Origin of the sequence: Celeribacter neptunius, assembly GCF_900113955.1 — a bacterium.
GTDB lineage: Bacteria > Pseudomonadota > Alphaproteobacteria > Rhodobacterales > Rhodobacteraceae > Celeribacter > Celeribacter neptunius.
Window position 1 is genome coordinate 257,327 of the sequence record NZ_FORH01000003.1, and the last position, 13,660, is coordinate 270,986.

General features: G+C 63.0%; 10 protein-coding genes. 5 read left to right on the top strand and 5 right to left on the bottom strand.

The window, feature by feature from the left end:
• The first annotated feature begins 148 nt into the window (after positions 1 to 148).
• Together BM151_RS10030 and feoB are read left to right on the top strand one after the other, a co-directional pair.
• Positions 149 to 430 (top strand): FeoA family protein, encoded by a 282-nt coding sequence (locus tag BM151_RS10030; RefSeq protein WP_245781169.1) that lies wholly within the window; start codon positions 149 to 151, stop codon positions 428 to 430.
• Positions 431 to 437: 7 nt separating this feature from the next.
• The gene (gene feoB / locus BM151_RS10035) at positions 438 to 2,315 is read left to right on the top strand and encodes a ferrous iron transporter B (protein ID WP_090060537.1); all 1,878 of its coding nucleotides are present in this window, start codon (positions 438 to 440) and stop codon (positions 2,313 to 2,315) included.
• A gap of 9 nt (positions 2,316 to 2,324) precedes the next feature.
• On the opposite strand, the gene BM151_RS10040 is transcribed toward feoB, so the two are convergent.
• The 5 genes from BM151_RS10040 to choX form a co-directional block, all read right to left on the bottom strand.
• Complete coding sequence (locus BM151_RS10040; RefSeq protein ID WP_090060539.1) at positions 2,325 to 5,450, bottom strand: efflux RND transporter permease subunit; 3,126 nt, start codon at positions 5,448 to 5,450, stop codon at positions 2,325 to 2,327.
• Entirely contained in the window at positions 5,447 to 6,799 is a 1,353-nt protein-coding gene (locus tag BM151_RS10045; RefSeq protein ID WP_090060541.1) for an efflux RND transporter periplasmic adaptor subunit, read from the bottom strand. The genes BM151_RS10040 and BM151_RS10045 overlap by 4 nt, the downstream gene beginning before the upstream one ends.
• A gap of 232 nt (positions 6,800 to 7,031) precedes the next feature.
• Entirely contained in the window at positions 7,032 to 8,060 is a 1,029-nt protein-coding gene (gene choV, locus BM151_RS10050) for a choline ABC transporter ATP-binding protein (protein WP_090060544.1), read from the bottom strand.
• On the bottom strand, positions 8,057 to 8,893 hold the full coding sequence (gene choW / locus BM151_RS10055; protein ID WP_090060546.1) for a choline ABC transporter permease subunit: 837 nt from the start codon (positions 8,891 to 8,893) through the stop codon (positions 8,057 to 8,059). Before choW ends, choV begins: the two co-directional genes overlap by 4 nt.
• A 77-nt stretch (positions 8,894 to 8,970) precedes the next feature.
• A complete protein-coding gene (gene choX / locus BM151_RS10060; RefSeq protein ID WP_090060548.1) occupies positions 8,971 to 9,882 on the bottom strand; it encodes a choline ABC transporter substrate-binding protein in 912 nt (303 codons plus the stop codon).
• A gap of 97 nt (positions 9,883 to 9,979) precedes the next feature.
• On the opposite strand from choX, the gene betI reads away from it, so the two are divergent.
• From betI to betB, 3 genes are read left to right on the top strand one after another with little or no spacing between them, the layout of a single operon-like run.
• Entirely contained in the window at positions 9,980 to 10,666 is a 687-nt protein-coding gene (gene betI, locus BM151_RS10065) for a transcriptional regulator BetI (protein WP_090060550.1), read from the top strand.
• Entirely contained in the window at positions 10,663 to 12,174 is a 1,512-nt protein-coding gene (betC, locus tag BM151_RS10070) for a choline-sulfatase (protein WP_090060552.1), read from the top strand. The genes betI and betC overlap by 4 nt, the downstream gene beginning before the upstream one ends.
• Positions 12,175 to 12,192: 18 nt before the next feature.
• The gene (gene betB / locus BM151_RS10075) at positions 12,193 to 13,653 is read left to right on the top strand and encodes a betaine-aldehyde dehydrogenase (RefSeq protein WP_090060554.1); all 1,461 of its coding nucleotides are present in this window, start codon (positions 12,193 to 12,195) and stop codon (positions 13,651 to 13,653) included.
• Positions 13,654 to 13,660 lie beyond the last annotated feature (7 nt).

The window sequence follows — 13,660 nt, forward strand, 5'->3', positions numbered from 1 at the left end:
TCCGCGCCACCCCTGTGGTTCGGCGCGCATGCCGCTGCCGAGCCTCAGCTTTCGCGCGGCCAGAAATCAATCAAATTTGATCTGGATTAAAGCGCCATTGACAAACCCAAACGAAATTGTCAGGAAATTGAGCCTGAGAGGTGACCCTGTGGAACTCAGACAACTGGACAGTATCGACCACCCCGTTTCGCTTGGCGAAGCACGCAAGGGCTATTGCGGTCGAGTGCGCTGCCTGCTGCCGCTCCCGGGCACCGGACGGCTCGCCCCGGAAGAAATGGAACGCCGTCTGATCGAAATGGGCTTTATCGAAGGGGTCGATGTCTCGGTGATTCACGAAGGCCCCTTTGGTCGTGACCCGATCGCGGTGCGCGTCGGAACGGCAACCGTGGCGATGCGCCGACGCGATGCCATGGCCATCCTGACGGAATGAGTATCTGATGCCAGATGTCTCAACAGAGACCCCCGCGCGCCCCACCCGGATTGCGCTCATCGGCGCCCCCAACTGTGGCAAGACGTCTCTTTTCAATGCTTTGACCGGCGCCAATCAGCGAGTTGGGAATTATTCCGGCGTCACCGTGACCCGCAAGATCGGGCAGGCTCAAACCCCCGGCATGAATACGCTGCAGATCACCGACCTGCCTGGCACCTACAGTTTGCGCGCCCGCAGCCCCGACGAGGTGGTGACCCGCGACATCGTCTTGGGCACGCGCCAGGATGCCGATCCGATCGATCTCCTGATGATCGTCGCCGATGCCACTCATCTGCGCCCCGGGCTCAGACTGGCCAAGGAGCTCGGCGCCTGCGGCCTTCCGCTTCTGCTGGTCGTGAACATGATCGACATTGCGCGCCATCGCGGCATCGAGATCGATCTCGACCGGCTCTCGGAGGAACTGGGGATTCCCGTCGTCGCCTCCACCGCCGTGCGCCGGGGCGGCACCGATGCGCTTTGGCAGGAATTTGACCGACTGATCGAGGCCGGCCTGCCAGAGCGCAGCGCCTCGGACTGGACCTCACCCAGCGCCGCCGATCTGCGCCGGAACCTGCGCGAAGCCGACCGGATCATCGCCCATGCCGTGACCACCCCGGCCCATCATCGGAGCCTGTCGGAACGGGTCGACGCGCTGCTGCTCAACCCCGTCGCCGGACCGATCATCCTCTTGCTGATCATGTTCGCCATGTTTCAGGCGGTGTTTGCCGGGGCAGCCCCGGTGATGGATGCGATTTCGGCCCTGATCGAGGCGCTTGCCGCGACCGTGTCTCAGCTCCTGCCCGACGGCATATTGGAGAGCCTCGTGGTGGACGGTGCGATTGCCGGCGTCGGCAGCGTCGTCGTCTTCCTGCCGCAGATCCTGATCCTGTTTGCCTTCATCCTGATCCTCGAGGATCTCGGCTACATGGCCCGCGCCGCCTTTCTGATGGACCGGATCATGGGGCATGCCGGTCTGCATGGCCGCGCGTTCATCCCGCTCTTGTCGAGCTTTGCCTGCGCCATTCCCGGCATCATGTCGGCCCGCGTCATCGATGACGAGCGCGACCGGCTGACCACCATCCTGATCGCGCCCCTGATGACCTGTTCCGCGCGCATTCCGGTCTATACGCTGCTGATCGGCGCCTTCGTGCCGGCGCGTCACATCGGCCCGGGCATCGGGCTGCAAGGTCTGGTGATGTTCGCGCTGTTTGCCGCCGGCGTCATCAGCGCCCTCCTCGTGGCCTTCATCAGCCGCATGCTGTTTCGCCGCAACGAGATCCCGGCGCCCCTGATGCTCGACCTCCCGGATTACAAATTGCCCCAGCTGCGCGGCGTCGCCCTCGGCCTTTGGCAGCGCGCTTACGCCTTTCTGCGCCGCGCTGGCACGATCATCTTCACGGCGAGCATCGTGGTCTGGGTCCTCTCGACCTTCCCCTACCCGCCTGCCGGCGCCACCGAACCGGCGATCAACTACAGTTTCGCCGCCATGCTCGGCCACCTGTTGCAGCCGCTTCTGGCGCCCATTGGCTTCACTTGGGAAATCTGCGTCGCGCTCATCCCCGGCATGGCCGCACGCGAAGTGGCCGTGGCCGGGCTCTCCACCGTCTATGCCGTCTCCGGCGGTGAGGCGGCTCTGGGACACGCGCTCGCCGCGCAATGGAGCCTCGCCACCGGCGTTTCGCTCATCGTCTGGTACATCTTCGCACCGCAATGCCTCTCGACCCTCGCCGTCATCCGGCGCGAAACCGGCAGCGCGCGTTGGATGTGGATCGCCGTCGGCTACATGTTCGCCCTGGCCTATGTGGCAAGCTTTGCCGCTTACCACATCACCGCCGCACTTTCCTGATCTGCCGACTTAGCTCTCCGTCGAAAGCCCGCGCTCGGGGTCCTCTGGAGCCTTTGAGAGCTTGAGCCCCAGATCTTCGAGCACCGCCAGAAAGGCCGGTGTCACGAACAGCGCGAGGAAGGTCGCCGCCGTCAGACCGAAGGCGAGACTGGCCACAATAGGCCGCAGGAATTGCGCCTGCGTGCTCTGTTCGAACAGAAGCGGACCCAGCCCCACCACCGTGGTCAGAGAGGTCAGAAAGATCGCCCGGAACCGGTCGCGCACGGCCTCTCGGCCCGCCTCGATCATTCCCGCCCCGGCGCCGCGCCGCTCCGCGATGAAAGCATCCAGAAGGATCGCGTTATTGACCACGATGCCGACCAGGGTCGCCAGGCCGACAAGGCTCGGCAGAGAGATCGCCAGCCCCAAGGCCATATGCCCCCACATCACCCCGATCAGGCTCAGCGGGATCGCCGCGATCACCGCAAAAGGCCGGATGAAACTGCTCATGTAGAAGGCCAGCAGGAAATAGACCCCGATCACACCGGCGAGCATATTGCGGCTGAGCGAGGCACCGGTGGTCGCGGTATCCTCGGCCTCACCCAAGATCTGCACCGTCACGCCGGGGCGCTTTTGCGCCAGCTCTGGGAGGTAATCCGCCTTCATCGCCTGCATCAGCTCACGCGCATTGGCGACAGCCGGATTGATCGAGCCCTGAACTGAGACCGCACGCTGACCGTTCACATGGGTGATGGTGTTGTAGCCGCGCGTCTCGGTCACCTCGGCCACGGTCGAGAGCGGGATCAGCGTGCCATTGGCGCCTGGCACCTCGAGCGAGAGAACATCGCTCAGAGACGCGCGATCGCTGGCCGACAGCCGCGCCACGACATCGATCTGACCGTAAGGATCGGCAAAGGACACAGCAGAGTCGCCACGAAACGCCGCGCGCAACTCACCGGCCAGCGCCTGTGGCGTCACCCCCAAGAGCGCCGCCGTGCCCGGACGCATCCGCAACACGATCTCGGGCTTGCCGGGGCGCAGATCGAAACTGACATCGCGCACCCCGTCAAAATCGCGGAAGAAGCGCCGCAATTCCCGCGCCGTGATCGCCAATTCGTCGAGATCATTGCCAACGAGACGCAGATCGATCGGCTTGCCACCGGCACCGCGCTCCTTGTCGGTAAAGCGCATCGACGCCATGTCCGGCATCGGCCCGGTGAGCTTTTTCCAGCGATCAACGATATCGGTCACCTCGGTCGTGCGCACGCCCGCCGGCAAAAGTGCCGCGCTGACCGTGGCCATATTGGGACCGCTGTTCGGCGCATCGGCATTGAAGCCGTAAGTAATCGTGTAGCTCTTGACCAAGGGCTGACCCTCCGGCTGATCCGGGGTCCAGTCCGCGTCCATCTGTTCGAGCGCTTTGACGACCTTGGCCACCCGTTGCTCGGTGCGCGCGAGCGGCGAGCCCTCGGCCAGCAAAAGTCGCGCCTCCACCGTGTCGCTCTCAAGGCTCGGGAAACTCTGATATTTGATGAACCCGCCAGTATAAGGCGCGATGGAAAGCCCGACAAACAACACCGCAAGACCGAGCGTCAGGTAACGAAAACGCAGGGACAGTTCGGCCAGCGGCACCACCACCTTGTCGCGGAATCCATCGAAGACAGCGTTGACCGCGCGATTGACCCGTCCCGGCCGCGTCTCACCGCCCAAAGAATGCATCATATGCGAGGGCAGGATCAGGAAGGCCTCAATCAGGCTGACCGTGAGGGTGATCAAGAGCACGATGGGAATGTATTTCAGGATCGCGCCAATGTTGCCGGTCAGATAGCCCAGCGGCCCGATCACCATGGCGGTGGTGAGAAACGAGGCCAAGACTCCCGGTCCGACCTGTTTCACGCCATTGATCGCCGCCTCTCTCGGGCTTTCACCGGCCTGTCTGCGGCGCACGATGTTTTCCGAGATCACGATGGCGTCGTCCATCAACAAGCCGATGGCGACCAGAAGCGCCACCATGGTCATCATGTTGATCGTGTAGCCCAGAAGCTGCATCACGAAGATGGCGCCGAGGAACGAGACCGGCAGCCCCATCGCCACCCAGAACGACAGGCGCAGCCCGAAGAACAGCCACATCACCACCAGAACCAGCACCAGACCCTGAATGCCATTGTCGCTGATGATGCGCAGCCGGTCGCGGATGTTGGAGGTGGAATCCTGCGAAATCGTCAGGGTGATATTGCCCGGCGCCTCGGCCTGGGCCTCTGCAATCTGGCGATCCAGCGCCGCTTTGACCTTGAGCGCGTCCTGCGACGCGGTCTTTGACACGGCGACGATGGCGGCGCGCTGACCGCCAAAATACGTCGCCTGCGACGGGTCGTCGAACCCCGCGCGAATGCTGGCCACGTCGCCCAGACGCACCTCTCCGCCGGCAGCACTTTCGGCAATCGGAATGAGCGCCAGTTCGGCGGGTGTACGTTTCTCGCCCAGAAAGCGGATCGAACTGTCACCCGCCGCACCTTCGAGCGTGCCGGCGGGCATGTCGAGGCTCTGACGGGAGAGCCCCGCGCCGATGTCGGAGATCTTCAGCCCGAAGCGTTGCAGGCTGGCCTGATCGAATTCGACGGCGATCTCACGATCCGAGAAGCCATTGACATCGACCTGCGAAATCCCCGGATCGGCACGCAGCCGTTCCGCCAGCTGTTGCGCATAGGCAAAAAGTACGGCCGGGTCATCCGGTCCGGTCACCGCGACGGAGGAGACCGAGGCCACCCGCTCGACGATCTGGGTCACCGGATCGTCGGCCTTGTCCGGGAAGGTCGAGACACCGTCCACCGCGTCTTTGACATCGTTGTAGAACCGCGTCATGTCGGCGCCTTCGATGATCTCGGCACTGATCTGGGCGGCGTTTTCGCGCGCCACACAGGTCAGTTCCGCGAGGTTCTCGACCTTCATCAGCGGAATTTCGGCAACCGTGCAAATGCCGCGCTCGACCTCAGAAGAGGCCGCGCCCGGATAGGCGATCCGCACCGAGACCTCTGAGGGCGGTGTGAGCGGAAAAGTGTCGCGCTGCAACATCGGCAGGGCCATCAACCCCAATCCCAACAGCGCCAGCATCAGGATATTGGCAGCCGTGCGATGCCCGGCGAACAGCCCGATCATTCCGAGCCCTCCTGCGCCTTGCCGGCGCCACCACCGCCGCCTCCAGCACCGCCGCCGGTCTTGACGGGTGCCGGTGCCTGACCGAGGGCCGCGGCGGTGATCTCACCCTTGCGGGCCTCATCCTCGACCGGTTTCACCGCCATGCCCGGCACGGCAATCGACGGATCGGTGATCACCAGCTTGTCGCCTTTCTTGAGCCCTTTGCTCACCACCGCGACATCGCCGGCGACAAAGCTCGTCTCCACCGCACGTTTTTGCAAAGTGCCCTCTTCGGACACCACCAGCGCCGTGCCGCTGCGCACCGCCTCAGTTGGCACCACCAGCGCGTTTTGTTCGGGGGCGGAAAGTTCCACTTCGACAAACATGTTGCGGCGCAGCGGCGGACGCTCACCTGCCGCGCTCTGGGACAGCGGATCGGTCACACGGACCACCACCGGCGCGCTTTGTGTCTGGGCATCGATGGCTTCACCGACCCGTTCGACCCTGGCCGACCAGGTGACCGAATGGCCCGGCGCCGGCAGGCTTACCTCAGCCGCGAGATCGAACACCGTCGCCCCGTCCCCCATCAGCCGCAACAGCGGCCCGATCTTCCCGATCGGGAATTGCGCGGCAATGTCCACCGCCTCGATCCCTTCGCCAGACAGCAGTGTCTGACCGGACCCGACGAATTGTCCCATATCGGCGTTGAGCTCGCGCACCCGCAGATCATAAGGCGCGCGGATTTCGGCAAATCCCAGGTTGCGGATGACGGCGGCGCGCTGGGTCGCGAGCACCTCGCGCTCGGCACCGTTCAAGGTGATCTGGCTTTCCAGCTCCGTCACCTTGGTGCGCGCCGTCAACTCTTGCCGTCGTGCGGTATCGAGCGCGGATTGTGCGGTCACGCCCTGACTGTTCAACTGTTCCTGGCGGGTGAGATCGGCCCGGGCCAGCTCAAGATCGGATTTCGCCAGCTCGAGACTGGACCGCACCGTATCATCCTTGATCGCCGAAGCCGAAAGCTGCGCATCTATGTTCGCGAGATCGAGCTTGAGATCGCTGTCGTCGATCCGGAACAACACCGTGCCTTCGGCGATGATATCGCCGGGGGCCAGGGGCGTCGCCATCTCGATCACCTCGCCGGCGATGCGCGACACCGCCCGCCATTCCCGCACCGGCTCGACCGAACCAAAGCCATTGACCCGCGGCACGATCGGCAGCGGCGCCACGGTGATGACCCGCACGGGTGAGGGATTCTTCGCCATGGAGGAAGGTTCCGGCAGCTTGGCAAAATTGCCCGCATAGACAACGGCCAACCCGCCCATCAGGGCCGGCACCGAAAAAGCCACCAGGCGTCCGATTGCTTTCATCATGGTCAATAGATCCTCCAAATTCGTATCTGCACGGCGCAGAAGGACGCCCTGCCGCACACAAGGCCTCCCGTCGCTAGGTTAGAAAGATGCCCGCGACCTGTCACACTTTATATTGTGTTTCCCGAATGCATATGACGCTTGCGTTTTTAATCGCGACGGATCTTAGCGCAAAGAAAAGACCCCGCCCGAATGGGCGAGGCCTGTCGCAAAGCAGTCGGAAACCAGGGTGGCTTCAGCGCAGCAGCGAATCCAACAGGGATTTCGGGGTAATCATCCCGACCCTCAGCCCGTCTCGGAGCACGGCCACGGGCCGATCCTGTTCCGAAAGTTTGCCGGCGAACTCGGCCACCGGCGTCTCTTCATCCACCTCGAATGCGGTCTCGGCACCGCCGTCGATCATCACATCCTTGGCCCGCAGGAAGGTCAGCGGGTTGGAATGCGCCACGAATTCCGCGACATAGTCATCGGCCGGATTGCTGGCGATTTCGTTGGGCGTGCCGCATTGCACGATCCGCCCGCCTTCCATGATGGCGATGCGATTGCCGAGCTTGAAGGCCTCATCGAGATCATGCGACACGAAGATGATCGTGCGCTTGAGTTGGGCCTGAAGTTCCAGAAGCTCGTCTTGAAGCTTGGTGCGAATGAGCGGATCGAGCGCCGAAAACGGCTCGTCCATCAACAGGATCGGCGCATCTGTGGCAAAGGCCCGGGCCAGACCGACCCGCTGCTGCATGCCGCCCGAGAGCTCACTGACCTTGTTGTCGGCCCAGTTCGACAGTCCGACAAGATCGAGCTGCGCGAGCACTTTCTCGCGCCGCGCTTTCTTGTCCATGCCGCCGAGTTCGAGCCCGAGCCCGACATTCTCGGCGACGCTGCGCCAGGGCAGCAGCCCGAATTGCTGGAACACCATGGCGAGGCGTTCGCGGCGGATGCGCCGCAGATCGGCGGCGGGCGCATCGGTGACATTCACCAGCCTGTCGCCATCGCGCACATGCACTGCGCCGCGCACCACCGGGTTGAGCCCGTTGATGCCGCGCAGAAGTGTCGATTTTCCGGACCCCGACAGGCCCATGAGGACGAGAATTTCACCCTCATGGATGTCGAGATTGCAATCGTGCACCCCCAGGACCTGGTCGCATTTCTCTTGGACCGTGGCCCGATCGAGCCCCTGATCCATCAGCGGCAGGGCGTTCTCCGGATCACTGCCGAACACGATGGACACATTGTCGATCCTGACGGCGGTCTGAGCCGATGTCGTCATTGGTGATCCCCCTTGTTGAGCATCCGGTCGAGGATGATCGCCACGACCACGATCACCAGCCCGCTTTCAAACCCGAGCGAGGTGTTCACCTGATTGAGCGCGCGCACCACCGGCACGCCGAGCCCGTCGGCACCGACGAGCGCCGCGACCACGACCATCGAGAGCGCCAGCATGATGGTCTGATTGAGACCGGCCTTGATCTGCGGCAGCGCGTAAGGCAGCTCGGCCTTCAAGAGCACATCGCGATTGGTGCCGCCAAAGGCCCGCACCGCCTCGGTCAGGCGTTCGGGCGTCGAGGCAATCCCCAGCTGGGTCAGCCGGATCGGCGCCGGCAGCACGAAGATCACCGTGGCGATCAGCCCCGGCACCATGCCGATGCCGAAAAACACGATGGCCGGGATCAGATAGACGAAGGTCGGCAGGGTCTGCATCAGATCGAGCACCGGGCGCAGCGCCGCATAGAACCGCGGTCGATGCGCGGCGGCGATACCGATGGGCACACCGATCGCCATACAGACGACACAGGCCGACAGAACGAGCGTGAGGCTCTCGGTCGTTTCCTCCCAATAGTCCTGATTGAGGATGAAGACAAAGCCGAGCGCCACCAGAAGACAGGTCTTCCAACTGCGTTGAAACAGCCAGGTCAGGGCAACAAATGCCAGGATGATCACCAAGGGCGGCGGCGTTTGCAGCACCCACAAGATTCCCTCGATCAGGCTCTCCATCGCCACAGAGAGCCCGTCCAGCGCGCCCTCGGCATTGTCACGTATCCAGTCGAATACCGCACTGGCAAATTCGCCAACCGGCAGTTTGTGATCTGTCAGCCAATCCACGGCCTGCTCCTTCGTTCTTTGAAATCGGTCAAAGCAAACGACCCCGCCGAAGCGGGGCCGAAGCAGATGTGAAGTGATCAGAGACCGTAGGAGGCTTTCACCGCGGCAAGCGCCTCGCCACCGTCGAGCGTGGTCACGCCCTCGAGCCAGCCGGCGAGGAGATCCGGATGCGCCGTGACATAGGCTTTCACCGCGTCATCGGCATCTTCGCCATCGGTGAGGATGGCCCCCATGATTTCGCTTTCCATGCCAACGGTGAAGTCGAGATTGTCGAGCAGCTTGCCGACATTCGGGCAGTCTTCGACAAAGCCTTTGCGGGTCAGGGTGTTCACGACACCCACACCGCCAAAGAACTCTTCGCCACCGGTGAGGTATTTGAGGTCGAACTCGACATTCATCGGATGCGGCGCCCAGCCGAGGAAGACCACGTCTTCGTTCTTGTCATAGGCACGGCGCACCTGGCTCAGCATGCCCTGTTCGGAGCTTTCCTTGACCTTGAACTCGCCCAGACCATGGGTGTTCGCCTCGGTCAGACCGATCAGGTAGTCATTGCCTTCGTTGCCGGGCTCGATCCCGTAGATCGTCTCGTCCAGCGCGTCGGCGAATTTGGCGATATCGGCGAAATCCTTGAGACCTTTCTCATAGGTATAGGCCGGCACGGCGAGCGTGTAGACGGTGCCCTGAAGGTTCTCATGCACGGATTCGATCGACCCGTCTTCGAGATAGGGGGTCACCGCGCCGCTCTGGGCCGGCATCCAGTTGCCGAGGAAAATATCGGTGTCGCCACCCGACAGCGACGCAAAGGTCACCGGCACGGACAGAACAGAGACGTTCACATCATAGCCGAGCGGCTCGAGAAGCTGCTTCGCGATGGTCGTCGTCGTGGTGATGTCGGTCCAGCCGACATCGGAAAAGGACACTTCGGAACAATCGGCAAAAGCCGCTGTGGCACAAAGAGCGATAACGGAGGAGGAGAGTGCGATCTTCATGTGGTTTCCCTGAGTTGATATTTTAGTTATTGATTGACGAGTCAATTAATAATGACCTATCTCGGAAAAGCAAGCATTTGAAGGAGACCCCGGCTAAATGGCGGGTAAGTCACGGAAATCAGAAGAAGAGCGGCGCGCGGAGCTGATTGCGGCGACGATTCGCGAGATCGGGGCAACCGGTTCTCTCGACGTGACCACAAGCCAGATCGCCAAGCGCGCAGGGGTCTCTCCCGCCCTCGCCTTTCACTATTTCCACGACAAGGAGGGCCTGTTCCTGGCGGCCATGCGCGCGATCCTGACCGAATATGGCGCCGATGTCCGTGTCGCACTCAAGGGCAAGGCCACCCCCGACGAGCGGCTCCAAGCGATCGTGCACGCCAGTTTCGGCATGGCCAGCTTCCGGCGCGAGGCGATCTCGGCCTGGGTCAATTTCTACGCGCTCGCCCTGCGTTCGGCCCCGGCGCGCCGCCTGCTCTATCTCTACCAACGCCGCCTGCATTCCAACCTGGTCAATGCGCTGCGTCCGAAGATCCAGAACCGCGCCCCCGATGTCGCCCGCCGCATCGCCGGCCTGATCGACGGGCTCTATCTGCGCTACGCGCTCGACGCCAAGGCGCTGCACAGCACAGACGAGGCCGTCGGCGTGATCGACGGCTCCGAAGGCGCCCATCACGTGTTGCACGCCATCGCCGCCGAATGCAGCGAAGCGCAGGAGAACGACGACATCTCGCTCACCAAACGCGATCCCGATCCCATCACCCCACTCGCGAGCCCGCAAAAATGACCCAACCCAATATCCTCATTTTGATGGTGGACCAGTTGAACGGCACCCTGTTTCCGGATGGCCCCGCCGACTGGCTGCATGTGCCGAACCTGCGCAAACTGGCCGCACGCTCGGTGCGTTTCGCCAATGCCTATACCGGCTCGCCGCTCTGCGCGCCGGGACGGGCCGCCTTCATGTCCGGGCAATTGCCCTCCGGCACCGGCGTCTATGACAATGCCGCCGAGTTCGGTTCCGACATCCCGACTTTCGCGCACCATCTACGCCGGGCGGGCTATCGCACCGCGCTCTCGGGCAAGATGCACTTCGTCGGCCCCGATCAGCTGCACGGGTTCGAGGAGCGCCTCACCACCGATATCTACCCGGCCGATTTCGGCTGGACCCCGGATTATCGCAAACCGGGCGAGCGCATCGACTGGTGGTATCACAACTTGGGCTCGGTCACCCAGGCGGGCACGGCCGAGATCACCAACCAGCTCGAATATGACGACGACGTCGCCTTTCAGGCGCAGCAATGGATCTATGACGCGGCGCGCAGCGGCAATGCCGATCGCCCCTGGTGCCTGACCGCCAGCTTCACCCATCCGCACGACCCATACGTGGCGCGCAAACGTTATTGGGATCTCTACGCGGATTGCGACCATCTCGCGCCCATCGAGCCCGCCCTGGCCTTCGAGGATCACGACCCGCATTCGCAGCGCATCTTCAACGCCAATGACTGGCGCAATTTCGAGATCACCGAGACCGACATCAACAAGGCCCGCCGGGCCTATTTCGCCAATATCTCCTATCTCGACGACAAGATCGGCCAGATCCTGCAGGTGCTCGAAGATACACAGCAGGAAGCCATCATCTTCTTCGTCTCCGATCACGGCGACATGCTCGGCGAAAAGGGCCTGTGGTTCAAAATGAGTTTCTTTGAGGGCTCGGCGCGGGTGCCGCTGATGATCTCTGCCCCGGGTCTGGAACCACGGCTCGAAGAAACGCCCGTGTCCACCATCGATGTCTGCCCGACGCTCTGCGAGCTGGTCGGCGTCGATATGGAAGAGGTCATGCCCTGGACCGACGGCGAGAGCCTCGTCGGGCTGGCCAAGGGCGGCGAGCGCCTCTCGCCGGTGCGCATCGAATATGCCGCCGAGGCCTCGGAAGCGCCGCTCGTCTCGCTGCGCCGCGGCAGGTACAAGCTCAACCTCTGTGCCCTCGACCCCGATCAGCTTTTCGATCTCGAGGCCGACCCGCAGGAGCAACACAACCTCGCCGATGATCCGGACCACGCCGAGGCCCACAAGGCGCTCCGGGCCGAAGCCGAGGGCTATTGGGATCTTGAGAAATACGATGCCGATGTCCGCAAAAGCCAGGCCCGCCGTTGGGTTGTCTACGACGCTTTGCGCAAGGGTGGCTATTACCCCTGGGATTACCAGCCGCTGCGCGATGCCTCCGAACGCTACATGCGCAACCACATGGACCTGAACGTCCTTGAAGACGCCAAGCGCTTCCCTCCCGGTGACTGAATTGAACGAGACCAAGAAATGACCCAGACCTTCCAGCCGAAAGCCAGCCATTTCATCAATGGCGCCTATGTCGAGGACACGGCAGGCGATGTGATCGAAGTGATCTACCCGCATACCGGCGAGGTGATCGCGACGCTGCATTCCGCCACGCCCGCAATCATCGACCGGGCGCTCGCCTCGGCGAAAGCGGCGCAGGTCGACTGGGCCAAACTGTCCGGCACCGAACGGGGCCGGGTGTTGCGCAAAGCCGCCGAGATCATGCGGGACCGCAACCACGATCTGTCGGTGATCGAGACCCATGACACCGGCAAACCGATGTCGGAGACGCTCGTGGCCGATGCCGCCTCGGGCGCCGATGCGCTCGAGTATTTCGGCGGGCTGGCCGGCACACTCACCGGCGAGCATATCCCGGTGGCGGGTGGCGATTTCGTCTATACCCGCCGCGAGGCTCTGGGCGTCTGCGTCGGCATCGGCGCCTGGAACTACCCGATCCAGATCGCCAGCTGGAAAGCCGCGCCGGCTCTGGCCTGTGGCAATGCGATGGTGTTCAAACCCTCGGAAATGACCCCGCTCACCGCGCTGCAACTGGCCGAGATCCTGATGGACGCGGGTGCCCCCGCCGGGCTTTTCAACGTCGTGCAGGGCTATGGCAATGTCGGCGCCGCGCTGGTCACGGACAGCCGTGTCGACAAGGTCTCGCTCACCGGCTCCGTGCCCACGGGCCGCAAGGTCTATGCCGCCGCCGCCGAGGGCATTCGTCACGTGACGATGGAATTGGGCGGCAAATCCCCGATCGTGGTGTTCGACGATGCCGATCTGGAAAACGCCGTCTCGGCCGCGATCAATGGAAATTTCTACTCGACCGGGCAGATCTGCTCCAACGGCACGCGGGTGTTTGTGCAGGACGGGCTTTATGATGATTTCGTCGCCCGTGTCGCCGAACGCATGGACGGCGCGGTGATCGGCGATCCGATGGATGAGGCCACAACCATCGGCCCGATGGTCTCCGCCCGTCAGCGCGAGATCGTCATGGGCTACATCGAGAAGGGCGTGAGCGAAGGCGCGCGTCTGGTCAAAGGCGGCAAATTGATCGAGGGCGACGGCTTCTATCTCGAACCGACGCTGTTTGCCGATGTCGAGGACGAGATGTCCATCGCCCGCAAAGAGATTTTCGGCCCGGTGATGTCGGTGCTCCGCTTCACGACCGAGGAAGAGGGGCTCAAACGCGCCAATGCCACGGAATTCGGTCTCGCCGCCGGTGTCTTCACCAAGGACCTGACCCGCGCGCATCGCGTTGCCGCAGGCTTCGAGGCGGGCACGTGCTACATCAACGCCTATAACCTGACCCCCGTGGAGGCGCCTTTTGGCGGCTCGAAGCTGTCGGGCGTCGGGCGCGAAAATTCCAAGGCCGCGATTGACCATTATAGCCAGATCAAAACCGTCTACGTCGGTATGAACGATACCGAAGCACCGTTCTGACGCAGAT